The sequence below is a fragment of the Candidatus Omnitrophota bacterium genome, assembly GCA_023227985.1.
Taxonomy (GTDB): Bacteria; Omnitrophota; Gorgyraeia; order Gygaellales; family Profunditerraquicolaceae; genus JALOCB01.
Window position 1 is genome coordinate 1 of sequence record JALOCB010000016.1, and the last position, 25,271, is coordinate 25,271.

Below are 25,271 nucleotides of genomic sequence, written 5' to 3' on the forward strand. Positions count from 1 at the left end.
TTATTTATCTTCATTTTGCTGATTATTCCCCGATTATCTTGACCAACACCCGCTTCCTGCGCCGGCCGTCGAATTCCGCGTAGAAGATCTGTTCCCAGGGTCCAAAGTCAAGCTTCCCTTTAGTGACCGCCACTACTACCTCCCTGCCCATAACGCTCCTTTTCAAATGGGCGTCGCCGTTATCCTCGCCGCCGAGATTATGCCGGTATTTATCCTTTGCGTAAGGCGCGAGGCTCTCCAGCCAGCCGCTGATATCCTTATGCAGCCCAGGTTCATCGTCATTGATAAAAACGCTGGCGGTGATATGCATAGCGTTGACCAGGCAAAGCCCTTCCCTGATAGAGCTCTTAACCACCGCCTCTTCAACCTGAGGGGTAATATTGATAAATTCCTGCCTGTCTTTAGTATTGAACCAGAGGTATTCGGTGTGGGATATCATGATTTGTCCGGTGTATTTATTTGATCCTTTCCAGGATAAGTTTGTTATTTTTATTATCGAATCTAAAATTTAACCTGCTCAGAAAAGACATGCCCAGCACCCCGTCAAAAACAATACTCGCGTTATCGTCCATCAGGATCGCGGCCTCGACATTCTTCTCCTCCTGACTGTCGACTATGACGCTTTCCAGCCCGACATATCTGGCGCCGACCTCGCGGCCGTCGGCTACGCGCAGCTTGACTATCGGGGCTGCGGCATCTGGTTTTATATCCAGCTTATCGCCGGCAGCCTTGGATAAGACTATTATCGAAGCCCCGGTATCAACCAGCAGCGAAACAGCAACTTTTCTGTTCAACATAGCCGGGACCACAATATGCCCGGCCTGCCTGGCTGCTTCCAGGTCCTTAATGGGGAGTTGCGCCTTAAGCCTGGCCTCTTCCGCGCGCATTTTACGCTCTTCCGCCAGCGCCTGTTTCTTGCTTTCCCAACGCGCCTTAAGCTCGCGGCTTTCCGCGGCGGAAGAACGCTCAATGGAATCGATCTCAACTTTGTGGAATTTCACGGTACCGATATCAATATCCAGTTCCAGGGTCTTTTCAGTCTCTTCTTTTATTATACCTTTGATCTCCCTGCCGTTCTTAAGATAAATGGTGTCTGCCCGGCAGTAAGAGGCTATGCATAAAAACCACGCTAAAGCCATCAGAATAACCGTGAATTTTTTGGTCATGATCACTTGATCTTTCCCCAGAGCCAGAGTATAGCCTTGCCCAGGAGCCATATAAAAAAGCAAATAACCGCCAGAAAAACCGCCAGCCTTAAAAAAAGACCCATTACCGCCAATAGCGGATAAAGCAGAAAACTGATACTTGCCAATATGGCAAAAGCCGCCAAAGCGCTCAACCCAACCGCGAATGCCTTCATTTTTCGGCTCCTTTATGTTAATTTGACTATTACCATAAATCATACCACATCAAGAGGACTTTTCGAGGGATTTTATTCTCTCCTGCGCTCTCTGAATTAAGCCAAAATCAGCGCTTGCCGCGTTGCGGATAAAAAATCTATAATCATCCGCAGCCTCTTTTAACCTGCCGGTCTTTTCGTAAACGTCCGCTCTGGCAAAATAAGCCAAAGGCCCCTGCGGGTTTATTATGACCACCATGTTAAAATCGGCTAATGCCTGATCATAAAGCCTTTTTGCGGCATAGGCCACTCCGCGGTTATAATAAGCCTCGGTATCCTGAGGGCTTTTTTCGAGCACCCTGGAGAAATCCGCGATAGCCTCGTCATACCTGGACTTATGATAGCAAAGGACCATTCCGCGGCTAAAGACGGCATCGTTGTTCTCACCGTCCATCGATATCAATGCGCTGTAATCCGCGATAGCCTGGTCGTATTTGCCCGAAGAGATATATGCATCAGCCCGGTTAAAATAAGCGGCCTGATAAACCGGATCCATTTCTATCGCCCGGGAAAGATCCGCGATCGCCTGGTTTAAATTGTTCTTGTCGAAATAAGTTATACCGCGGTCGTTATAGAACCCAGCGTTGGCCGGGTTAAGTTCTATCGCCCGGTCATAATCAGCGATCGCCCGGTCATAATCCCCTTTGTAGGCGTAAACATTGCCCCTCATAGCATAGGCCTTGGGATAATCCGGTTCCAGGGATACAGCTTTATCGAATAAAACAAGCGCGTTATCCCATTGATCATTGTATCCGCTGTCTATCCCCCGGCAAAGCAAAACCGCGGTATCCGTTTGGATCTTCCGGTCTATCGCATCCTTGGCCACCTCTGACAACAGCCTCGCCGGGCCGTAATCCCTGCTGGCTCTCGGCACATATCCCAATTCTATCTTGGCCTGCTCAAAACTGCCCTGCAGGATATACTCCCGCCCCTTCCTTAGATAGTCTTCAGGCGCGTCCTTTCCCAAACAAAGGCGCAAATTAACCAATGTCAACACGAGGATCATCAGCCAGGTCTTCATATAAAGACTGCCTTTCTTCCGCTCAAACCTTGTTTTGATAAATACCCTGATAGCCGTTTTTTGTCTCTTTTATCTTCCAGAATGCCAGTTGCGCTATCCTGGCGTTTTGTTTAAGCTTCAAACCCCCGGAGTTATCAACGATCAGCAGAAACTCGCTTCTTCCTTTATACCCGGCATCCCATACAGCGGTCTGGGTAAAACATCCCATGCGCAAAAGCGAACTGCGGGGATAGGCGACCGCGATAAGATCATTGGGAATAGAAACAACTTCGTTAGTAGAAACTTTATACACCCCGCGGTTAAGAAACCACCATCCAAATTTATCATCCGGCTTATCCTTTATCGCGGCGATCTCTGGAGTCTGCGGCAGGATCCTTTCTTTATTGGAAAAATCCAGGCTGCCCTGGCCTTCAAACCTGAATATTTGACTGACGGTCAGATCAAAACCGTTCGGCGTCAATTGGGTTTCCAGATCCATATATCCTGAAACCAGCTCGTTTTCCCGGATCAACGCGCTTAATTCTTCTCTATTCAACATAAACGATCCTTTCCTTTATATTCATCCAGGATATGACGCATCGCTTCCGGGATAACAATAGGCTTAAAGCCGCTGTTGATATGCACAAGCGTGGTCTTCGCGCAAGCCACTGCCCGGCCATTCTGATTGATCATCTGATGTTCAAAGGTAATGCGCGCGGCGGAAATTTCCGTTATACGCGCGTTTATATCCAGGGTATCGCCGTAAAACACCGGGGATGAAAAATCCAGTTCCTGGCGGATAACCGCAAAAAACCGCCCTTGCGCTATCAATTGCTTCATATCTATGCCAGCCCGGGCTAAAAGATCCGTGCGCGACTCTTCCAGGAACTGCAGGTAGCTGGCGTGATAAACCACTCCGCCGGCGTCAGTATGATGGTAATATATTTTTACTTTCATTTATTGCCTCACCCGGTTAACCTGGACAACATCGCTTTCTTTTGGTAAAAAGACAACCGGGCCTTTCTGACCATTCTCGAAAAAAATTCTATGGAATTATCATATGTTTCACGGTCCACCGGGAAAGGGGTGGCGTCTTTGCCCCCGTGCGCGAAAGAATACCGCGCCGGATCCTCATAAGAAGGCCTTGCTCCATAGACCACCTCCGACACCAGGCTTAACGCCCTCATTGTTTTGGGGCCGACCCCTTGCTGGGCCAAAAGCTGTTCATAACTTTCCGGCTTTACATCGCAAACTTTAGCCAGTATTTTTTCCAGGTATTTACTCTTGGAGAAATCCTCGGTCAATACCGGATGCCGGGTAAACTCTTTGTTCTCCAAGCGAAGCAAGGTAGTCCGGACTCCCGCGCTTTGCACAGAGACCATTTTGGACAGATCAGAAGAATGCCTGCGGATCACTTCGATCTCCTTGATCAGTTTACTATACCCTCCCTGGACAAGGCCGGTGCTGGTTTTACGCGTATCCGCGCTTTTGCGCGCAGTAAGATCCAGAGAAGGCGTTCTGACCTGGGAAATGATCCCGGAATGCGGCTCGCACACCAGATCGGTGATCTTCTCCGAATACCAGTGATACCTGCGGGCGGTAAGATTAGACGTATTCATTCCCTGCTGGACCACTGCCCAGGCGCCGTTGCGGGAAAAAAAGAAACTGTGATGGTAGATCTGGAACCCGTCCTGGATCAAAGCGCTGTCCACCTTTGCCGCCATCCGGGAATTATACACCAGGCCGTCCACCCGCGGCTGGGACAGGCTCAATACCCCGCCCCAATCCTGTATCTCATCAGGCGTCTTGCGGGAAGTTTTGCCTTTCCCCCCGCAGATAAATACGCCCATTTCCCGTTCATGACCGCGGATAGCTTCTTTCAGGGCCGCGGTAAGTATGGTGGTCAGCCCCGAGGCGTTCCAGTCAAAAGCCAAAACAGTGCCCAGAGACTGGAACCAGACCGGGTCGGATATCCTGCGGATGAACTCGTCCGGCCCGTCTTCCTGTATGATCACCCAGGCCATTTCCCGGCCAAGCGAGACCATGCGCTCAAAAAGCCATCTTGGGCATTTGCCGCTGTCCAAGGTAAATGTGGCTACGCCTCTTTGGATCATTTATTTTTCAGCCTTTTTTCCAAAACAGGGATACTTTTCCTTGATAAAAGATATTTCTGTATCCGCTCCTGGCGGCTCAATTCAGGCTCATCCAATACGATCTTCCGGTTCAACTCCTCCGCCAGGCTATTGACTTTAAGTTTGAATTCCACATCATCCATCTGACGGACACTGTCTATCGCCCGGGATATCTCTTCCCTGACGATATCATCCGGATATAACTTTTTACACGTAGGCATATTATCCTGCAGCTCTTCGATCTTCGCCGCTATATAACCGTATTTTTCATCAGCGTATCTGGCTGCGGGGATCATCCTGGCCGAAGCAAATATGGGCACAAGATACATCGCGCCGTCTACCCCGCCTATAAAGGTATCCGTGACTATCGGGATTATACACGGGATATATTTGTCCAGGGCGACAAGTTGAAAATCCTTCAGTCTTTCCTCCACTGCCGCTATCCCCTCTTTTATCCGGCCGTTCAGCCTGAAGAAAAGCACATTGCTCCGCCGGATCTTCTGGATGCACGCGTCGACCAGCTCTTTATCAGGATATACCCTCTTAGCTTCAACCTGCCGCTTGATCTTCCTGCCTATGGCGCGCATCTGGCTGGAATACCGGCTGAATTCCGCGTATACCTGACTGCGCGTCCCCTCTATTTCCCGGGCTTGGCGGATAATAAACTCAAGCTGGTCACGCGTCAAGTCGAGATTATTTAAAAGATTGATCACTATTATTTCTTCTTCTAAAGACCTCGTTTGCGCATCCCGGATATCCGGGATGTGCTTTATCTTATCATTCCGGCTCTCCTGGGAATACGCCGGCAGGATAAAAATTAACGCATAAATAACCAACAAACTGAAAACTACGGCCTTGGATCTCACTACCCCTCCTATCTGTGATACTTAACCCCGATCATTTTACAATATCTTTTTATGCGGCATATACCGCAGCGCGGCGAAACCGGCAGGCATATATTCTGGCCGAAAGCCACTAAAATAGTGTTCAATTCTATCCAGTATTTCCTGGGGATTATTCTGGCCAGGCTAAATTCGGTATCTTCGGGATCTTTAGTTCTGACCCAACCAAGACGATTGGATATCTGGTGAACATGGCTATCCACGCAAATAGCCGGCATACCGAAACCCAGGCCCAGCACCAGATTGGCGGTCTTCCGGCCGACCCCCTTAAAACCCAAAAGAGTATCCAAATCATCCGGGACCTTGCCGTTAAACTCAGCGCAAAGCCTTTTGCTTAACTCGCGGATAGCTTTGGCCTTAGTCCGGAAAAATCCTACGGGATAGATCAATTTCTCTATCCTGGAACAACTCAGGCGAGCCATGGCCCCGGGATCATCCGCGGCTTTGAACAACCGTCGGCAGGCTTGGGCCGTAGTTTTGTCTTTAGTGCGCAGGCTTAAGATACAGGAAACCAGCACCAGAAAAGGGTCTTTTTTTTCAGCGACCAGCGTGACTATCGGGACAACGAGGCCTTTTACCTGCTCTCTGGCCAGCCGGATTATCCTGACAATCCTGTCCATGGGGATCTCGATCTTATTTTATACGCGCACTGATGGTCGTTTTTCCAGTGTTTATGCACTATGTCGCGGATAGGCACGCAATTAAACGGATGTCCGGCTCTTGACTTATGCTCTCCGAGCCTGGATTCATATGTCCCGCAGTAAAATTTACCATCCGCGCCTTTCAGAAGATGCTCGCAGGGATCTTCAAACGCCCCGCAGCACGCCCCGCAACGCAAACATAACGCCTCCCAGTCTTTTTCCCGGGTTATCATATACTTCTCGTAATCCCCTGCTGTAGATTGTCCGGTCATAAGCGCCCTTAAGATATCCCGGAAAAGGCTTTTTCGACCAATCGCTTATCCGGAGGATTACTGCACAGGCTGAATAAAGGCACTACGAAAAACGGGACGATCATCGCTATAGTCGCCGAGATCGGGGATTTATCCGGGCCAAGGATAAAAAACAGGCTGACCGCGATAATCAATCCGCTGGACATTCCCGCTTTCACGCCCAGACGCGTAGTCCTTTTCCAGTACAAGCCGTAAATAAACGGGGCCATAAAAGAACCGGCGACCGCTCCCCAGGACAAAGACATCAGGGTAACGATAACGGCAAAATCATACCTGGCGATAAAATAGGAGAATACCACGAATATGCCGCTTAAAAAACGGATCATCAAAAGCGAGTTCTCTTTGGAAATCCTGGGATTAACATGGCCTTTATACAGGTCGATGGAAACCGCTGAAGCCGACACCAGGACCAGGGATGAAAGCGTGGACATGGACGCGGATAACACCAAAAGCAATATAATCACCATCAGCCATCCCGGCATATGAGTCGTCAACAGATCAGGGATGATCATATCAAAAGCCGGTTTGCCGTTCACTATAGGCAGTTTGTCGTAGAAAATATGCGCCATAGCGCCGGTAAAATAAGCGGCAAAAGTAATGACCAGCGCGAATATGGTGGTAACGATAGCGGCTTTGTAAATACGCTTCTCATCCTTTATAGCGTAGAATTTCTGGACCATCTGAGGCATCCCCCAGGTACCGAAAGAAGTCATAAAAACCAGCGAGACCAGGAGCCAGATATTCGGCTGCTTTGCCAACGGCACATGTTGGGGATATCTGGCGATTATCTCTGAAATAACGTTAGGATATCCGCCGGCTTTATTGATCAGGATGCCCACCATCATCAGCGCGCCGAACAACATTATTATACCCTGGATAAAATCGGTCAGGGTAACCGCGAAATATCCTCCCAGGATCAGATAAACCCCGGTGATCAGGATCATAATGAATAACGCGGTATCATAGGGGATATTGAAATTCGCCTGAAAAAGATGCCCCAGGCCTTTAAATACCGAGGCTGAATACGGGATTAAAAAAACAAAAATGATCATAGCAGCGATCATCTTGATATATCTGCCCTGAAAGCGTTCGTGCAGGAATTCCGGCATAGTCATCACGTCCAGGTTCTGGGTCATCCTGCGGGTCCTTTTGCCCAGGACCATCCAGGCAAGCAAAGATCCGATAAAGGCATTGCCCAGGGCAATCCACAGCCCCCCGAGCCCGAACCCCCAACCGATCTTACCGGCGAACCCGATAAAGATGACTGCCGAGAAATACGAGGTCCCATAGGCAAAAGCCGAGAACCAGGGCCCGATAGTCCTTCCTCCCAGAAAGAAATCGCCGATAGTGGAAGTCTTGCGCATCCCCCATACGCCGATAATCACCATTGCTGCCAGAAAGATTACCAGAGGCAAAACCGCGCACATAAATCCTCCTTATAAGTTATTGGTGCTTACCCCCCTTACTTATCCAGCTTTTGTGCCTTTTTTAATATCGTCCCGATGGAAAGGACATCGAATACGATAAAAAAATTCCCCGCCATATCTTTTGTTTTATCCTTAAAATGAGCCTCCACCAGAATGGTCTCTTCAGGTTTATCTTTATGCAATCCTGAAAATATCAGGTTTATCACGGATTTAGCCGCCCCGCTGGACAAAGTCACGGTAGAAGGAAATGCCGATATGCCGGTGATCGCGCTTAGCGCCGAAAGATACGCGTTGACCACGATATTACCGATCTCTTTTAGAGCGGATATCCCGACTTCGGTCAGAGCGCTCGGACTGTCCTGGCGCAGGCCCAGTAAAATATCCAGCAAAGAGAATGCGTCCTGGGATGATAATATCATCACCGCATTCCCCCTCACCCCTCCCCATATCTGCACATGCACTCCGACAACCGGCTCTTCAGGATCAACCTTTAACTTCCCCGGCAGCGCGGAAATGCCGACCACCTTCATATCAGGCAGTTCCAGTTCAATCCTCCTGCCCAGGATCTCAGCCAAAGCAGTGGTAGCGTTCCCCGCGCACATATTGCCGATCTCCTTCAAAACATCCTGCTCTATCGCGTCAAACTCAATCTTGCCCATTAATCCCGCCTTTCTTCTTTTAGGATCCTCACCGCCTGTTTAAAACCATCTGCCCGGGTCTTGATCTTGCCGATAGCCTGCAACTCTTCCAGCCGGGATAACAGCCTGCCGATCAACGCCGACGGCTCCAACTTAAAATGTTCGATCAGATCATTGCCGTTAATGAGGCGCTTTTGCTTTGGTACGTCCTGTTTACGGAAATATTCCCTGATCAACCCGGGAATAACCCTTTTATAACGTTTTCGGATCTTATCCAACAAAAGATAGCCCTGAGTAGCCCGCTCATCCGCCTGGGACAACAAAAGCACGCTTACCGCCTCATCCCCGGCGTCGCGAAAGAACCGAAACTTCGCCCTCGGGGTCAATACAGGGTTAGTGACCATATACCCGGGCCGTAAATGCAAAAAAACTATTTTCCAAAGCATCCGGACCTCTTCCCTTGAAAGTTTCAGGGACTCCGCGATCCTGTGGGCCATTGACGCGCCAAGGCGCTCATGGCCGTGAAAAGATATCTTGCCTTTCTCGCGCCTGAACGTTTTTGGTTTGCCGATATCATGCAAGAGCCCGGCCAATATAAGCAGATCGCGCCTTTTGCGGCCGGAGGAAATATCCCGCTCCAGATAATCCGCCATATCTTTACTGCGGGATATCCTTTTAAGCAACAGCTCCAGGTGCCTTACCGTATCCAGGGTATGCCTCCAGACGTCAAAGTGGTCCTTGCCGCCCTTCTTTAACCTGCGCATCGCCTTTATACCGGGGATCAGAATATCCAGCAGCCCAGCGGTGTCAAGCATAGCGATGCCTTGAAAACTCCTGCTGCTGGCCAGGATCTTAAAGATCTCATCGCGGACCCTTTCGGCGGCAATTCCGGTAAGTTTATTCTTTACTCCGGACATTGACTTCAGCGTATCTTTGTCTATGCGCAGGCCAAAAGCCGCGGACAGACTAAAAGCCCGCAGGATCCGCAGGGGGTCCTCCTCAAAACTTTTCTTATTCACCTGCCGGATAGATCCGGCTTTCAGGTCTTTCCTGCCTGACCAGGGATCAATAAGAATATCTTCAAACGCCTTGCCGGAAAACGCGTCTTCCATCTCGACAGCCATGCTATTAATGGTAAAATCCCGATGCAACAGGTCAGCTTTAAGATCCGCCCCCTTAAAGTCAGAAAAATCCAGGGTGCAGATATTGCCTTTCATTTTTTTCACCACGCGGCCTGAGCCATGCTCATCATCCAGGAGCACAAAACCCGCTTTCAGCCTGCGGCTAAGCTCCCGGGCGAACTTTATTGCGCCCTTCTGAATGCAAAAATCAATATCAGGATTTAAACGTTCCCGACCCAGGAAAATATCGCGCAAAACACCGCCGACGATATAAAGCCTGGCTTTCTTCTCCCTTGCCAGGCTTAACACCTCTTTCAACAGCTCTTTATTCTTATTGAACCAAACGGAATAATTCTTCATGCGCGCCTATATTTTTATGATCCTGGCGGTTAAACCGGCCAGATCGACAATAGCGGCCGTGGATTTACCGGAAATCCAGCCGGAGCATTCTCCTGGATTAACCACCAGTTTATCCTTTAACTTGGCTAACTCAGGCTTGTGAGTGTGGCCGAAAACCACCAGGTCTGCTTTTTCTTTTTTTATCTCCAGGGACTGAGGATCATGCAGCAGCGTGATCTTGCGGCCAAAGAGCTTTAACCTGTACGGCGGCTCTTTTATCCGGTTCATAGATTTAGCGGCTAACCCTTTTTTCTCCCCGTCATTATTGCCGAATACCCCCAGCCAATCGCAGGATAAAGCGTTCATCTTGTCGATAGTAAAGGGCGCGACATAATCGCCGGCATGCAGGACAAAATCCACTTTATTTTTATTGAAAAGGCTGACCGCGCGTTCCAATTTCGGGAGGTTATCGTGGGTATCCGAAATAATGCCTATTTTCATTTCCCCTCTTTGAACATCTCCATCTGTTTCAACACTGATTCATCCGCGAATATCGGGGCGCGCGCGCGTACAGCCAAGGCAATGCTATCGGACGGCCGCGCATCGACGCATTTTTCATCTCCGGCTGAAGTCTTCAAGACTATCTTGGCGTAAAAAACATTGTTCTGGAGCCTGTCGATAAGGATACGCTGTATCCGGCCCCCCATCTCGGTTATCACCGAGTAAAGCAGGTCGTGGGTTATCGGCCGGGGCGGCTTATCCCCTTTTATCTTCGACCTTATGGCCGCTATTTCATTAAGCCCGATCACGATAGGCAGTATCCGTTCGCCTTGCTTTTCCCTCAACACAATTAGCTGCCCGTGCTTCTTTTCGTCGATAACGATCTTATTCAACTCCATCTCTACCATTAGCAAACCCTTATTTCTTTTTCCTGGACTTCTGCTTTTCCTTGTTCAGCATAACCTTCAGTTCGGTCATGAACTGTTCCACATCCCTGAACTGCCGGTAAACCGAGGCGAACCTCACGTAGGCCACGTCGTCAAGGGACTTCAGCTTCTCCATCACCAGCTCTCCGATCCTGGTCGATGGCACTTCCCTGCCGGTTTTTTTCTGCAGGGCCCTTTCCACCTGGATAACGATCTCTTCCATCTTATCGATGCTCACCGGCCTCTTCTCGCAGGCCTTAATGATCCCGGCTAGTATGCGCTTGCGGTCGAACGGCTGGCGGCGGCCGTCTTTCTTGATCACCATAAGCGACGGCTCCTCGATATATTCATAGGTGGTAAAACGCTTGCCGCATTTCAAACACTCGCGCCTGCGTCTTATCGCCCGCTCATCCTGGATCGATCGGGAATCCACCACCTTATCCTCTTTATGGCCGCAAAACGAACATCGCATATTTTCACCCGTTATTTTTTTAGGATCCTGAATTTTATCTTCGCGCTTTTTAAGAAATCCATAGCCAGTTCGTCCGGATACCCCGCGGAAACCACCACCTCTTTTATGCCGGCGTTGATCAACATCTTGGCGCAGATAACGCAAGGCTGGTTGGTGACATAAAAAGTGCTGCCTTTGACGCTTATCCCGTATAAAGAAGCCTGGATTATGGCGTTCTGCTCGGCGTGCAGGCCGCGGCAAAGCTCATGGCGCTGGCCCGAGGGGATCTTCATCTTTTTTCGCAGGCATCCTGTATCCAGGCAATGCGCCACTCCGCTGGGCGCGCCGTTATACCCGGTAGCCAGCATCCGTTTATCCTTAACGATCACCGCGCCCACATTCCTGCGCAGGCAGGTGGAACGCTGGGAAACCAGATGGGCGATCTGCATAAAATACTCATCCCAGCTTATCCGGGAATGTTTCTTTGCTTTAGTGTTTTTCTTTGTCATTAGCGCGCCTTTTTTAATATCAGCTGATATTACCCTTAAGCTCGGGATACATCGGGAACTTACGGGTCATCTTGATCACTTCTTTTTTGATCTCTTTTAGCTTATCCGGTTGATCCCTGGATACAATAGCCTGGTCGATAAGTCCGGCCAGCTCGTCTATCTGCGGTTCTTTTATCCCGCGGGTGGTGATCGCCGGGGTGCCGATACGGATACCGCTGGTCTGCCCCGGAGGCAAAGGATCGTAAGGTATAAGGTTCTTATTCAGAGTGATGTTTACCGACTCCAAAAGGATCTGAGCGCCTTTTCCGGTGATCTTCTTGTTGGTGAGATCGACCAGGAACATGTGATTATCAGTTCCTCCGGAAACGATCCTGTACCCCTTTTCCTGCAGTTTAGCAGCGAACCTGCGGCTGTTGATCACAATCTGCTTCTGGTATTGTTTAAAGGCATCCCCCTGGGCCTCTTTGAAGGCCACTGCCTTAGCCGCGATCACGTGCATCAAAGGCCCGCCCTGCATACCGGGAAAAACAAAAGAATCAATGGCCTTGCCGAACTTTTCTTTGGCCAGGATGAACCCCCCCCTAGGCCCGCGCAATGTCTTATGCGTGGTCGAAGTAACGAAATCCGCGTATGGCACAGGCGACGGATGGACCCCTGCGGCAACCAGGCCCGCGATATGAGCCATATCCACAAACATAAGGGCGCCGGATTCATCGCAGATCTGGCGCAGTTTTTTAAAGTCTATCTCCCGGGAATAAGCCGACGCGCCTGCCAGGATGAATTTCGGCTTGTGTTTCATCGCCAGCACCCTGATATTGTCGTAATCAATGGTCTCGGTTTTCTTATCCAAACCATACGGAATGGGATTATAGAATGTCCCCGAAAAGTTATGCCTGAGCCCGTGGGAGAGATGTCCTCCGCAGGCCAGGTCCATAGCCAGGAAAGTCTCCCCCAGTTTCATACAGGCAAAGAAAACAGCCATATTCGCCTGCGTGCCGGAATGCGGCTGGACATTGGCGTATTCCGCCTTGAACAATTCCTTAACCCTGCTAACCGCCAACTCTTCGGTCTTATCCACGAATTCACATCCGCCGTACCATCTGCGGTGGGGGTATCCCTCGGCGTATTTATTGGTCAATACCGAACCCTGGGCCTCCAATACCGCCAAAGACGTAATGTTCTCTGAAGCGATCAACTCCAGGTTATCCTGCTGCCTGGCGATCTCTTCCTGGATCGCTTTATATATTTCCGGGTCAACGCTCTTTAAATGTTTCATATCCTTCCACCTCTTACTTTCCTTTCTATAGCCTTTATTTTATTCAACCGCCTTATATGCCTGCCGCCTTCGAATTTCGTATTCAACCAGGCGGATAATATTCTTTTGGCCAGCCCTTTGTCGACAAAACTCGCCCCGAGTACTAGGACATTGGCGTCATTATGCATGCGCGAAAGCTTGGCTGTTTTAAGATTAAAACATAAAGCCGCCCGGACGTTCGGAAGCTTATTAGCCACGATAGAATTGCCGATCCCGGATTTGCAGATAAGCACGCCTTTTTTATACCGGCCGAGGGAAACCTCTCTGGCCGCGGCGTACGCGGTATCCGGATAATCGCAGCTATCCGTAGAATACGTCCCCGCGTCCTTTACCGTGAAGCCCTTCTTCCCCAGATATCCCTTGAGCTCTTCTTTTAGATAGAACCCGCCGTGATCCGAACCAACGACTATTTTTTCCATTTTATATTCCCTTAGATTATGCGGCTGACCTTATCCACCGCCTCTTTTATTACCCCCATGGTATACTCGTAAAAATCCCTCGGCCTGCCGATAGGGTCTAAAATATCCAGATCATTGTCCTTTACCTGGGCGAACTCTTTCAAAAGAAAAAGCCTGCTTCTTACTTCCGGGGCCTGCTGGAGGATACGCGTTTCATGTAATTTCTCCATAACCAAAATGATATCCGATCTGTCGAGCATCTCCACGCTCACCCTCTGAGAACGATGGCCGGAAACATCTATGCCTTCGCTTTTCAAAACCTCTCTGGTTTCCAGGCTGGCGCCCAAACCATCAGCCATCATCAGGCCGGCGGATAATACCTCTATATCCTGCCTGCCGGAATCTTTAAGTTTCTTGATCAAAAGAGCCTGGGCCATTACCGAACGGCAGGAATTCCCGGTGCACACAAAAAGAACGGTCTTTCGCTTTACTGTTTCGAATATCTGATCTTTCTTTATATATCCTTCCCGCAATACAGCTATCGGGTCAACTGTCAAGTCCACTACTGTTGATTCCACGCCCAGTTGAGCCGGGCCGCAATCCAAAACCAGATCCACTTTGCCGTTCAGATCTTTTATCGCCTGCTCAAAATTCACTGGCGCCGGGCTGCCGGAGATATTCGCCGAAGGACAAACCAGCGGAACTTCCGCCAGATTTATTATCCTTAAAGCGATTTTATTATCCGGCATGCGTATACCTATGGTCCCTGCGTTCTTTGCCCGGAAGATCATGGTCAAAGGACCGGGCCAGAACCTGTCCATCAATTTATAGGCGGCCAAAGGCACTGCCATAACAAAATCTTTTAACCGCTCCCGCCTGTCAATGTGCAATGAAAAAAATTTGTTCTGCGGCCGTTTTTTTACTTCCCAAAGCCTCTTAATGGTCTTTTCATTATTGCTGTTCGCGGCTATGCCGTACACAGTCTCAGTGGGGATAACAACTAAGCCGCCTTCCCTAAGGATATCCGCCGCCTCAACCAGCGCTTTTTCATCAGGCTTGGCCGGATCGACTTTTATAATCTTGGTAACCATATCTAGAACTGTTTATACCTTAAGTCTTATCTTAAGGACCTTGGCCCGCATATCTTTTTTATAACCGGACATCTTCTGCCGGATCTTCTTATCGCTTGTTCCCAGGATCTGCAAGGCAAAAAGCGCGGCGTTCTTCGCGCCGGCTGAGCCGATAGCCATAGAAGCAACCGGAATTCCTGCCGGCATCTGCACTGTGGATAAAAGCGAATCTAATCCTTTTAGCGACCTTGTCTCAATCGGTATCCCGATCACCGGCAAGGTTGTATGGCTGGCGATCACCCCGGCCAAGGCGGCTGCCCCGCCCGCTGCGGCGATGAAAACCTTTGTCCCTTTTTCCGAAGCCTCTTCCACATACCGTTCAACATCCTGGGGAGTGCGGTGCGCGGATAAGACCCGGATATCAAAACCCACTCCAAAGTCCTTTAAAACATCTACCGCTCCCTGTAAAGTTTCCATATCCGACTGGCTGCCCATTATTATGCTGATCGCTTTGCTCATTTATCCTCCTGCTATAATGCTTTAGCGCCTATATCCTTGCGGAAATGCATGCCCTCGAAATTTATTTTCTCCACAGCCTGATAGGTATGGAGGATCGCCTCTTTTATGGAATTACCCAAACCGGTCACTCCCAGAACCCTTCCGCCGTTGGTCAATATCTTATCCCCGGACTTCTTAGTCCCGGCGTGAAACACCACAGAGTCTTTCATCAAAGCGGCCTTATCCAAACCAAATATCTCTTTTCCTTTTTCATAATCTCCCGGGTATCCTCCGGCAGCGCAAACCACGCAAACGCACGCCCGATCATCCCAACTCAATCCTCCGGAACGGATTATTTTATCCAATTTACCGTTGGCTGTTGCCAACATCGCTTCCACCAGGTCGGATTTAAGGCGCGGCAGTATGGCCTCAGTCTCCGGATCACCAAAACGCACGTTAAACTCTAAAGTCTTAGGCCCGTCTTTAGTGAGCATTACTCCGGCGTAAAGGATCCCTTTATATTCTATGCCTTCTTTAGCCAGGCCGTCAATGGTCCGGTTGATTATCTTTTCCTGTATCTCCTGGAACAACTCCGGCGTAACTACCGGAGCAGGCGAATACGCGCCCATGCCGCCGGTATTCGGCCCGGCATCGTTATCAAAGATACGTTTATGGTCCTGGCTGGAGACTAAAGGAATTACCTGTCGCGAATCAGTCAAGACCAGGATCGACGCCTCCTGGCCGCTCAGGCATTCCTCAATGATCACTTTATTACCGGACGAGCCAAAAGCCTTTTGCTCCATCATCATGGCCACCGCTGCCTTGGCCTCATCAACTGTCTTAGCCACAACCACGCCCTTGCCTGCTGCCAGGCCGTCAGCCTTGACCACGCAGGGAGCGCCGGTCTTTTCAATATATTCTTTAGCCAGGCCGGCATTATCAAAGATCTTAAAGTCCGCGGTAGGGACTTTATACTTGGCCATTATTTCTTTGGAGAAGACCTTGCTCGCTTCCAGCTGGGCCGCTTTTTTGTTCGGTCCGAATATCGCTAACTTGTATTTAGCGAATTCATCGACTATCCCTAAAGAAAGCGGGACTTCCGGGCCGACAACAGTCAGGTCGATCTTTTCTTTGCGGGCAAAGTCCAGCAATCCGGCAACATCATCAGCCTTAATATCTATGCACTCGGCCAAACCGGCAATGCCGCCGTTTCCCGGAGCGCAAAATATCTTATCGCATAATTTCGACTGCGCTATCTTCCACACCAGCGCATGCTCCCTTCCCCCCGCCCCTATCACCAATATTCTCATTTTATTAATCTAATTAATACTTTGCGTCCCTTGTTTAATATGATACGCAATGCCTTTTTTCTCGCAAAACTTAATTACAGAAGACGCCAAACAATTATAAAATTCTTTCGTATATTTAAACTCGGAAGACTTTACATTGTAATTCAAACGACCAAAAATAATCTTATCCACAAAAGATATAGCTTTTAATATATCTTTCAATTCTTGCTTAACTAAATTAGGAGTTGGATATGGCTCCATACTAACCCAGGTCTTAAATCCTTTTTTGTGCAAATGTTTCAGCGAAGCAATTCTGTCTTTAAAACTTGCGGAATTGGGTTCGAATTCATTCCTAAAATCCTCATTCAAAGAAACCAAAGTTATCCCATATTCATTATTTTTACTAATTCCATTACTGTCCGCCAGTTCCGAAGGATAAATCCCTTTGGTTAAAACGGTACAACGAATATTGCTTTTATTAAGCTTATCTATGATTTTCAGACTCATTTCGCCTACAGATTTCTGCTTGTACATAAATGGGTCTGTTGAAAAACACAAATGAACATATTTTATCTTCTTTTTGTATTTAGGTATTTCTTTGTCGAGCAATTCTAGAGCATTTGAAACAATTTTAGGTTGGCACCATTCCTCATATGTTTTTACAATACCACATCTTTTTTTCATCATATACGCATAACACGGATATTTGCAACCATGGGAACATCCTTCAACATGGTTTAAACAAAAATCTGCATATTCCACTTCACTTTTATAAAGTAGCGATTTACGTTTAATGGTTTGCATAATTAGAAAAATGTTTTCTGTCCGCTCGGATCGTTCTTTATAATACTATTCCATATTTTCTGGGCGAGCGCATTCTTTGAGGCAAGAATTAAAACATACAGATCAACTTCTTTAGTATTCTTAACAGGCACAGTGGGTAACCCAGCATAAATGTTGTTCTTAGGCGGAAATAATTTCAAACCATTCTCCGGGTATCCAATCGACTTAAGTTGATCTTTAAAAATATTTAATAGCACATTAAACACATTGTTTTCTTGACCTTTAATTTTTTTGCGCCATTCTGTTGTCCCTAAGAATTCGTCCAAGATCGTATCAGTTCCTTTTACCCAAGTAGACAAATTGCGTTTAATCGCCCCTATAGGAAAATGTATCAACATATCCATCCTATCTAATTTGGCCAATTCTTTAAGTGTCGTGAACTTTAAGCCGTCAGGGCCAAAAGGATCGATAAACGCGAAATGATACCGCCAATGCTTTTTTAATAACTCGGAAACAAGCTGTTTAGTTAAAACATTGGCATCACCGTGCCGAACATGGAAAAAAGTTTTATTCCCAATTCTTTTCTTAAGTGCATCAACGTTATCAGCGTTGATATCAAAATAAAATAATTCATTAAAAGGAGCTTCGTCTCTTTTTAATGCACGAATCCCCCCACTATCAATTTCTTTATTTTCTTTTTTAATAACACATTTTCCAGGGCCAGAGAACAAATCTATGAATATTGCGTTCCCCTTATCCGCGAACTTCTTTCTAGCTTTACAGGAAGCATTTAGATAACTTACCAGAAAAAAATATTTGTCTTCAACCCATGGGCCGACACATTGAACTACTAATTCATCAGTCCCTAAGATAGGACAATTATCATTTTTGTCCTTACATCCATTTTTCTTACATTTTCGTTCAGTCATCTTTAGTTAACTAGCTGATACTCGTTTTAACGGGTGGCTTGGACTGATTTCGAGCGGGGCGTGGAAACCAGGAGCGGGCATGGTTCCGCCGAAGGCGGAGAGCGACGCCAGCCGACCCGAGCGCAGTTTTGCCACGCTGGGGCAAAACAAGCGTCCCCGAGAGAAACAGGACAAGACAGGACCCGTTAAAACCTACGAATATAAAAGAACAAATTGCTTTAAACTATTTCAACCTGCTTGTGCCCTTTAACGCAAGTTCCGATAACCCAGGACTTGAGCTTCAAGTCGCTTAATTCCTTTTGGATGTCTTTGGCGGAATTTGCCTCAGCCGCCACCACCATCCCAATCCCCATATTCAACGTATGATAAATTTCTTTATCCGGGATATTGCCCTTGGCCTGGATCAACTTGAATATCTGCGGCACAGCCCAGGAGCCTTTATTTATCTTCACATCCACATTCGCAGGAAGAATACGAGCGATCTTATCATAGAACGAACCGCCGGTAATATGCGACAGGCCGTTAATGGCTTTATTACGTCCGCGATTGAATTTATTCAGCAACTGCTGGACCTGTTTAACGTATATGCGGGTCGGCTTGAGCAATTCTTTTCCCATCCGCTTTTGCTCATTCACCGAGAACACCTTGCGCACCAGGGAATATCCGTTGGAATGAATGCCGTTGGATTCAATGCCGATGATCACATTACCCGGAGCGATCTTCGAACCGTCAATGACCGCGTCCCTTTCCACTATGCCCACGCAAAATCCCGCCAGATCATATTCGCCCTTGGCATACATCCCGGGCATCTGGGCAGTCTCCCCGCCGATCAGGCTGCATCCTGCCTGAAGGCAGCCCTGGTTCAAGCCTTTGACCACGTCCAAAAGCACATTCTCATCCAGATCGCTGTAAGCTATATAATCCAGGAAGAATAGAGTCTTTGCTCCCACGCAAAGGATATCATTAACGTTCATCCCCACAGCGTCGATACCGATGGTATCGTGCTTGCCGCATAAAGAAGCTATCTTTAGTTTTGTCCCCACGCCGTCAGAAGAAGAAACCAAAACCGGATCACGGTATTTGTCTTTAGACAAAGAAAAGAAACTCCCGAAGCCGCCTATGCCTTTCAATACTTCCGGGCCCTGTGAACTCTTGACCAGCCCCTGAAGCTTGGCCTTGAATGAATTAGCCGCGTTGATATCCACGCCCGCCTGCTTATAAGTGATCTTCTTCATAATTATTTCCCTGTCCAGCAATAAAGGCACAATTCATCGGCTGACCTGCCTATTGCCTTAAGCATGTCGGCCATCTTCTGATATTTCAATGAAGTCACATCCAGGTCTTTCCTGATCCACTCCACCATTTTCTTATGCTGCGCGGAATCTTCATCAATATAAGCGCTGACGTCCTTAATGTCTTTTCCCTCCAACGCCCGGATAGCCTTGCGCGCTGCCAGTTCATTAATGCTGCGCGTGGAATAATTGAATTTGCAGGGGAACATCAGCGGCGGACAGGCGATCCTCAGGTGTATCTCTTTTACCCCGCATTCCTTAAGTTTGCGTATGGTGTAATTCTTGAACTGCGTGCCCCTGACTATGGAGTCGTCGCAAATGACCACGCTTTTGCCCTTGATTATATCCTTGATCGGGATCAGCTTCATCTTGGCGACCAGATCGCGGGTATCCTGCGAAGGAGGCGTGTAGCTGCGGCCGTAGCCGGGCGTGTATTTTATCAGTATCCGGCGAAAAGGGACTTTGGATTCCATGGAATAGCCGATAGCGTGGGCGGTCCCGGAATCCGGAACGCCGGCCACCACATCCACCTTTACGTCGTCGTTCTTGGCCAATAATTGCCCTGAACGCTCCCTGACCGTCTCGGTATTTATCCCTTCGTAAGTCGAGGCCGGGAAACCGGTATAGATCCAAAGGAAGGAACAGATCTTATTCACGCCCGACCCCTCGTCTTTTACCTTGACCCCGCTTTCGTCTATAAGCACGATCTCGCCCGGATTAAGGTCGCGGACTATTTCATATCCCAGGTTCTGGAACGCCGCGGTCTCGGAAGTCACTGCCCAATCACCGGATTTTGAGCCAAGGATCAAGGGCGTGCATCCATACCGGTCGCGGGCTGCGTAAATACCTTCTTTTGCCAGGATCAATAAAGAACAGGAACCGGAGATCTTGGAAAACATCTTCTTGATCCCGTCAGACAGGTCTTTGCCCTGGGTGATCATCTTCGACGCCAGTTCGGTCAGATTAACCCCTGCGCCGGTCATCTCGCTGAAAGAATGCCCGTCCTTATACAGCTCATTGGCCAGCTCATCGGAATTCTCAATGAAGCCGTTGGTGATTATCGCGAAGGGCCCGAACTTGGAATTAACATATATCGGCTGCTCTTCATTGGCGCTGATAACGCCTATGCCTTTGTTCCCTTCCATCTTGCGGTGATCTTCGAAGAACTTGGATTTGAACTGGCTGCCCTTTATGTCATGGATCTTGCGGTTTAGTTCCTTGCCCCAGACCGCCAGCCCGGCGAATTCCGTGCCCAGATGGGAATGGTAATCCGTACCGTAAAAAAGATCATTACGACAATCGCTCTTCGCCACCACTCCGAAAATTCCGCTCATTTAAAACTCCTTGAATTTAACCGCAACCCATAAAGATAAAATTATGTTTTTAAAGGTGCCTCTTGGCGTATTCCACTCCATTCTTGAATATCATCGCCCCGTCGCCCGCGCCTTTATGCCGGCCGGGTTTTCGCCGGGGATGCTGCAATATATCCAAATGCCGCTCCGGATGAGGCATCAACCCGATGACCCTGCCGGTATCGTCGCAGATACCGGCGATATTTTCCGTTGATCCGTTGGGATTATAAGGATAACCGTCTAATCCGCCTTTCTCGTCGCAGTATTGAAAAACGATCTGGCCGTTGTCCCTGAGCCTTTTCAGAACAGCGCCGTCTTTGGTCACGAATTTTCCTTCTCCGTGCGCAATAGGCAGATATATCACCTCAGGAAGGCCCTTCGTCCAAACGCATCTTTGCGGATGGCGCTGCGGCTTGAGATAGACCCAGCAAGCCTTGAAGCTCCCCGAGTCGTTTATGATCAGGCTGGTATCCTGTTCAAGCTTGTCGTTGCCCGGCAAAAAACCGCTCTTAACCAAAATCTGAAAACCATTGCATATGCCGATCACCAGCTTACCCTGCCCGATGAATTTACTTAAAGATTCGCCTAGTTTATATTTCAGCTCATTGGCCAGGATCTTTCCGGCGGCAATATCGTCTCCGTAAGTGAACCCTCCGGGCAAAGCCAGGATCTGATAGTCATCAAGCCTCTTATCCCCCTGGATCAGTTTGTTCACGTGCACCAGTTCGACCGATGCCCCTGCCCGGCTAAAAGCGAATTCCGTTTCTTTATCGCAGTTAGTCCCGGCTGTCCTTAAAACGCACACCTTAGGAGTCGTCATTTATTCTTTGCCTTAATTAACACAATGTTTTATTTTTAGCATAGAAGCGCCTTATTATCTTTACCACATCCTCAGGTTTATCCGCCACCGCAAAGATATCCAGGTTGCTCTTGCTTATGCATCCTTCTTTCATCACAGTAGCCTTAAGCCAGCCAAACATACCATTCCAGTAATCGCTGCCGAAGACCACAACCGGGAAACGCGGTATGCGTATAGTCTGGATCAGATTGATCGCCTCGAAGAATTCATCAAGCGTTCCATAGCCTCCGGGCATAATCACAAAGGCCTTGGCGTATTTGACGAACATCACCTTGCGCACAAAAAAATAGTGGAAGCTCAAAAGCGTATCTACGTAGGGATTTGATCTCTGCTCGGTGGGGATCTCGATATTCAGGCCGATGGAATGCCCTTTAGCCCTTCTCGCACCTTTATTTGCCGCTTCCATAAGCCCTGGCCCGCTGCCGGTAATGATCGCGTATTTCTCCTTGGCTAAAAGATATGCGATCTCTTCGGTCAGCTTGTAATATTTACTGCCCGGTTCAAGCCTGGCTGAGCCGAATATGGAAACCGCCTTGCCCACGCCGGAAAGGACCTCAAATCCATCCGTGAACTCCGAAATGATCCTGAACATCCTCCAAGGGTCTTCAGTGGTGAAATCATGCCGTATCTCCGGTAATTTTTTCATCCTCATCTCCTTACCACTTTAACGGTTTCTGCCAGGCATCTTTTAGATCGGATATATTCGCCTGCAGGCAAATCTTATTATCCAGGCCGAACACCTTGAAATATTCATCCCGGGACACGAAACCAATAAGCCCGAACGCCAGACCTTTCATCCTCTTCTCAAACGCTTTCTGGTCCGCCTTCTTTACCTCTACCACGAATCTGGAATTGGACTCCGAAAAAAGCATAAAATCATTGCGCCCGGCTCCGGAGCCGGAATAAGGAACCTCGGACAGGGATATCTCCATCCCCAATCCTCCGGCAAAGGCCATTTCAGCGGCTGCCACAGCCAGTCCGCCGTCCGAACAATCATGCATTGACTGAATAAGCCCGTTATCCGAACAACGGCTTAATCCCTCGAATATCAACTTGGCTTTCTTAATATTGACCCGGGGAACGCTGTTTCCGGTAAAACCCATAAATTCGTAATAATGCGAGCCGCCTAATTCCGGGAATGTGTCTCCCACCAGATAAATCAGGTTTCCGGGATCCTTGGCATACATAGAAACAGCTTTTGCCGCGTCTTCCATTACCGCTATTGCAGAGATCAAAAGCGTTCCCGGGATAGCCTGCGATTTGTTATTCACCGCGTATTCGTTATACAGGCTGTCCTTGCCGGAAATGAACGGCACCCCGAATCCCTTGGCTGTATCATAACAGCCGTAAGCGGACCTGACCAGAGAGCCCAGCCTGTCCGGCTTGTCGGGGTTGCCCCAGCAGAAATTATCCAATATAGCCACTTCTTTCAAAGATCCGCCGGAAGCAATGATCTGCCTCAAGGCTTCGTCAATTGAAGAAGCCGCCATCCAGTAAGGATCGATAAAACCATACCTGAAATTTATGCCGTTGGAAACGATCACTGCCTTGGAAGATCCCAGCACGGGCTTGACCACTGCAGCGTCAGACGGCCCGTCATTGGCAATGCCGGACAAAGGCTTGATCACCGAGCCGCCCTGCACCTCGTGGTCATATTGCCGGACAATCCATTCCTTGGAGCATATATCGTAACGCGAAAGCAGCTTTAAAAGCGTCGGGGTAAGATCTTTCGGACATGTCAATACCGGCTCTTTATCTTCGGATTGAACATATTCCGCTTTTTTCTCGGTCCGCGGCAGCCCGTCATGCATGAATTTCATATCCAGGTCGCAGACCAGGGTTTGCCTATAATAAAGCTTGAGCCTTTTAGTATCGGTGAATTCGCCGATCACTACAGCTTCCACGTTCTCCACTGCGCAGATCTCCTGGAGTTTAGCGATCTTCTCCTGAGGAACGGATAAAACCATCCTCTCCTGGGACTCCGAGATCCAGATCTCCGCGTAAGACAGCCCCTGATATTTCAAGGGAACCTTGTCCAAGTCAACGCGGCAACCTAATTCGCTGGCCATCTCGCCTACGGCGGAAGACAAACCGCCCGCTCCGCAGTCGGTTATGGAGTTATAAAGATTCAGGTCGCGGCACTGCAGTATGGCGTCGACCACTTTCTTTTCCTGGATGGGATTGCCGATCTGCACCGCCCCGCTGGAGACCGTCTCTGATTCATGCGTCAATTCTCCGGAAGAGAATGTCGCCCCGTGTATACCATCCCTGCCGGTCCTTCCGCCGACCACCACAATCAATTCACCGGACTTGCCATTCTTAAAACATTTATCTTTAGGCATGATCCCGACTGTCCCGCAATAAACCAAAGGATTTCCGACAAATCTGTCGTGGAACAATACCGCGCCGTTCACCGTGGGAATGCCCATCTTGTTGCCATAATCACGCACCCCGGATACCACGCCTTTCATTATGCGTTTAGGATGCAGCGTGCCCGGGGGAAGCTTATCAAAAGGATAATCCGGAGGAGCAAAACAAAAAACATCGGTGTTCAATATCGGCTTCGCGCCCAGGCCGGTTCCCAGAGGATCCCGAATAACGCCGCCTACGCCGGTATTCGCCCCGCCGAAAGGCTCCAGTGCGGATGGATGATTATGGGTCTCCACCTTAAAACAGACATTGTTCTTTTCGTCGAACTTGATCACCCCGGAATTGTCCTGGAATACCGATACGCACCAGGATTTATCCAGCTCCTTGGTGGCCCTCATCACCGTGGATTTTAAAAGATTATTTATCTTCTTTACCTTAAGCTTAGGGCTGAGGGCCTTTCCCTTTTCCCGGTAATCGATCTTCCCCCGGAAGGTCTTGTGCCCGCAATGCTCTGACCAGGTCTGGGCCAAAGTTTCCAATTCGCAATCAGTGGGTTCGCGTTTAAGCTTTCGGAAATAATCCCGGATCAGTTTCATCTCGGTTAAATTCAGGAAAAGCTGGCCTTTGGCGCTGATATCCAGCAATTGCCGGCTTGAGGCTTTGATCAACGGGACATTGACCAGTTTGAATTGGTAAATATGTGTCTGGCTATGATCATCCCCGGACTTATCCTGAGGCTTGACTATATGCTGGATGAGTTTATTGTATAAAAGCTTTTCGGAAATGGTCTTAAGCTGCGCCGGGGAGATATCCCCGGTAAACAGGTATTTCTTCGCGGTGCGGACTGCGTCAACACCGTCGATACCCAGGTCTTTGATACCTTTTAAAGTAGAATCCTCTACCGGATCCATTACCCCGGGGTTATGCGCCACCTCCACCACAAGGCAGCTGGGATCCGCGGCAGGATTGATCACATATTCCTGGCTGATCCGGTCGCAGAGCAACTGGTTACAGATAGTATGGACGTCATCCTGCGATATCTTTCCTTCCAGCCAGTAAATCTGGACAAAAGAAACTTCTTTTACGGTCTTTATGCCCAGGTCAAAGATGTCTTTCTTAACACCCTGGCCGATAGCGTCAAATATTCCGGGTTTGTCTTTTATTTCGATCTTCCAGGACATGAAAACTCCGTTAAGGCGGGAATGAATTTATGTCATACCGGACCAAAGGCCGGTGTTTCCCGTAAATTAATACTAGAGCGGACAGCATATCCGGCTCTAAAAACGCAAAATCAGGCCGCGGCAGTATAAACTTGAAGAT

At 48.7% G+C, this 25,271-nt stretch carries 29 protein-coding genes; all 29 read right to left on the minus strand.

Features of this window, described 5'->3' with window-relative positions; genetic code table 11:
* Positions 1-22 precede the first annotated feature (22 nt).
* Positions 23-439 carry a secondary thiamine-phosphate synthase enzyme YjbQ gene (locus tag M0R35_04835; protein MCK9594985.1) on the minus strand — a complete coding sequence of 139 codons (417 nt, stop codon included), beginning with the start codon at positions 437-439 and terminating at the stop codon, positions 23-25.
* Between the two features lie 16 nt (positions 440-455).
* A complete protein-coding gene (locus M0R35_04840; GenBank protein ID MCK9594986.1) occupies positions 456-1,166 on the minus strand; it encodes a retroviral-like aspartic protease family protein in 711 nt (236 codons plus the stop codon).
* 2 nt (positions 1,167-1,168) lie between these two features.
* Entirely contained in the window at positions 1,169-1,360 is a 192-nt protein-coding gene (locus tag M0R35_04845; protein MCK9594987.1) for a hypothetical protein, read from the minus strand.
* A 49-nt stretch (positions 1,361-1,409) separates the two neighbouring features.
* Entirely contained in the window at positions 1,410-2,420 is a 1,011-nt protein-coding gene (locus M0R35_04850) for a tetratricopeptide repeat protein (protein ID MCK9594988.1), read from the minus strand.
* A gap of 22 nt (positions 2,421-2,442) precedes the next feature.
* Positions 2,443-2,958: a deoxyuridine 5'-triphosphate nucleotidohydrolase gene (locus M0R35_04855; protein MCK9594989.1), complete on the minus strand. Its 516-nt coding sequence runs from the start codon at positions 2,956-2,958 to the stop codon at positions 2,443-2,445.
* Positions 2,952-3,356, minus strand: a complete 405-nt coding sequence (locus tag M0R35_04860; protein MCK9594990.1) for an acyl-CoA thioesterase — start codon at positions 3,354-3,356, stop codon at positions 2,952-2,954. Before M0R35_04860 ends, M0R35_04855 begins: the two co-directional genes overlap by 7 nt.
* An 8-nt stretch (positions 3,357-3,364) precedes the next feature.
* Positions 3,365-4,513 carry a DUF763 domain-containing protein gene (locus M0R35_04865; protein ID MCK9594991.1) on the minus strand — a complete coding sequence of 383 codons (1,149 nt, stop codon included), beginning with the start codon at positions 4,511-4,513 and terminating at the stop codon, positions 3,365-3,367.
* Positions 4,510-5,397: a hypothetical protein gene (locus M0R35_04870; protein ID MCK9594992.1), complete on the minus strand. Its 888-nt coding sequence runs from the start codon at positions 5,395-5,397 to the stop codon at positions 4,510-4,512. Before M0R35_04870 ends, M0R35_04865 begins: the two co-directional genes overlap by 4 nt.
* An 8-nt stretch (positions 5,398-5,405) precedes the next feature.
* Complete coding sequence (locus tag M0R35_04875; protein ID MCK9594993.1) at positions 5,406-6,053, minus strand: endonuclease III; 648 nt, start codon at positions 6,051-6,053, stop codon at positions 5,406-5,408.
* Positions 6,032-6,346: a hypothetical protein gene (locus M0R35_04880; protein ID MCK9594994.1), complete on the minus strand. Its 315-nt coding sequence runs from the start codon at positions 6,344-6,346 to the stop codon at positions 6,032-6,034. The genes M0R35_04875 and M0R35_04880 overlap by 22 nt, the downstream gene beginning before the upstream one ends.
* Before the next feature lie 8 nt (positions 6,347-6,354).
* A complete protein-coding gene (locus tag M0R35_04885) occupies positions 6,355-7,812 on the minus strand; it encodes a sodium/solute symporter (GenBank protein MCK9594995.1) in 1,458 nt (485 codons plus the stop codon).
* A 35-nt stretch (positions 7,813-7,847) separates the two neighbouring features.
* Positions 7,848-8,471: a chemotaxis protein CheC gene (locus M0R35_04890; GenBank protein ID MCK9594996.1), complete on the minus strand. Its 624-nt coding sequence runs from the start codon at positions 8,469-8,471 to the stop codon at positions 7,848-7,850.
* Positions 8,471-9,931: an HD domain-containing protein gene (locus tag M0R35_04895; protein MCK9594997.1), complete on the minus strand. Its 1,461-nt coding sequence runs from the start codon at positions 9,929-9,931 to the stop codon at positions 8,471-8,473. The genes M0R35_04890 and M0R35_04895 overlap by 1 nt, the downstream gene beginning before the upstream one ends.
* Before the next feature lie 6 nt (positions 9,932-9,937).
* A complete protein-coding gene (locus tag M0R35_04900) occupies positions 9,938-10,411 on the minus strand; it encodes a metallophosphoesterase (GenBank protein ID MCK9594998.1) in 474 nt (157 codons plus the stop codon).
* Positions 10,408-10,818, minus strand: coding sequence for a bifunctional nuclease family protein (locus M0R35_04905; GenBank protein ID MCK9594999.1), 411 nt, complete (start codon positions 10,816-10,818; stop codon positions 10,408-10,410). The genes M0R35_04900 and M0R35_04905 overlap by 4 nt, the downstream gene beginning before the upstream one ends.
* Before the next feature lie 10 nt (positions 10,819-10,828).
* Positions 10,829-11,308 carry a transcriptional regulator NrdR gene (nrdR, locus tag M0R35_04910; protein MCK9595000.1) on the minus strand — a complete coding sequence of 160 codons (480 nt, stop codon included), beginning with the start codon at positions 11,306-11,308 and terminating at the stop codon, positions 10,829-10,831.
* A gap of 11 nt (positions 11,309-11,319) precedes the next feature.
* A complete protein-coding gene (locus M0R35_04915; protein ID MCK9595001.1) occupies positions 11,320-11,796 on the minus strand; it encodes a cytidine/deoxycytidylate deaminase family protein in 477 nt (158 codons plus the stop codon).
* A 19-nt stretch (positions 11,797-11,815) separates the two neighbouring features.
* Positions 11,816-13,072, minus strand: a complete 1,257-nt coding sequence (locus tag M0R35_04920) for a serine hydroxymethyltransferase (protein ID MCK9595002.1) — start codon at positions 13,070-13,072, stop codon at positions 11,816-11,818.
* Positions 13,069-13,530: a ribose 5-phosphate isomerase B gene (gene rpiB, locus M0R35_04925; protein MCK9595003.1), complete on the minus strand. Its 462-nt coding sequence runs from the start codon at positions 13,528-13,530 to the stop codon at positions 13,069-13,071. Before rpiB ends, M0R35_04920 begins: the two co-directional genes overlap by 4 nt.
* A gap of 11 nt (positions 13,531-13,541) precedes the next feature.
* Complete coding sequence (locus M0R35_04930) at positions 13,542-14,600, minus strand: L-threonylcarbamoyladenylate synthase (protein MCK9595004.1); 1,059 nt, start codon at positions 14,598-14,600, stop codon at positions 13,542-13,544.
* A gap of 12 nt (positions 14,601-14,612) precedes the next feature.
* Positions 14,613-15,098, minus strand: coding sequence for a 5-(carboxyamino)imidazole ribonucleotide mutase (purE, locus tag M0R35_04935; GenBank protein ID MCK9595005.1), 486 nt, complete (start codon positions 15,096-15,098; stop codon positions 14,613-14,615).
* Between the two features lie 11 nt (positions 15,099-15,109).
* Positions 15,110-16,387 (minus strand): phosphoribosylamine--glycine ligase, encoded by a 1,278-nt coding sequence (gene purD / locus M0R35_04940; GenBank protein ID MCK9595006.1) that lies wholly within the window; start codon positions 16,385-16,387, stop codon positions 15,110-15,112.
* Between the two features lie 9 nt (positions 16,388-16,396).
* A complete protein-coding gene (locus M0R35_04945; protein MCK9595007.1) occupies positions 16,397-17,170 on the minus strand; it encodes a radical SAM protein in 774 nt (257 codons plus the stop codon).
* 2 nt (positions 17,171-17,172) lie between these two features.
* Positions 17,173-18,078, minus strand: a complete 906-nt coding sequence (gene tcmP / locus M0R35_04950) for a three-Cys-motif partner protein TcmP (GenBank protein ID MCK9595008.1) — start codon at positions 18,076-18,078, stop codon at positions 17,173-17,175.
* Positions 18,079-18,296: 218 nt separating this feature from the next.
* A complete protein-coding gene (purM, locus tag M0R35_04955; GenBank protein ID MCK9595009.1) occupies positions 18,297-19,319 on the minus strand; it encodes a phosphoribosylformylglycinamidine cyclo-ligase in 1,023 nt (340 codons plus the stop codon).
* Positions 19,316-20,704: an amidophosphoribosyltransferase gene (locus tag M0R35_04960; GenBank protein MCK9595010.1), complete on the minus strand. Its 1,389-nt coding sequence runs from the start codon at positions 20,702-20,704 to the stop codon at positions 19,316-19,318. The genes purM and M0R35_04960 overlap by 4 nt, the downstream gene beginning before the upstream one ends.
* A gap of 49 nt (positions 20,705-20,753) precedes the next feature.
* Positions 20,754-21,542: a phosphoribosylformylglycinamidine synthase I gene (gene purQ / locus M0R35_04965; protein MCK9595011.1), complete on the minus strand. Its 789-nt coding sequence runs from the start codon at positions 21,540-21,542 to the stop codon at positions 20,754-20,756.
* 16 nt (positions 21,543-21,558) lie between these two features.
* Complete coding sequence (locus M0R35_04970; GenBank protein MCK9595012.1) at positions 21,559-22,227, minus strand: TIGR00730 family Rossman fold protein; 669 nt, start codon at positions 22,225-22,227, stop codon at positions 21,559-21,561.
* A 10-nt stretch (positions 22,228-22,237) separates the two neighbouring features.
* Positions 22,238-25,132, minus strand: coding sequence for a phosphoribosylformylglycinamidine synthase subunit PurL (gene purL / locus M0R35_04975; GenBank protein MCK9595013.1), 2,895 nt, complete (start codon positions 25,130-25,132; stop codon positions 22,238-22,240).
* Positions 25,133-25,271: the final 139 nt, after the last annotated feature.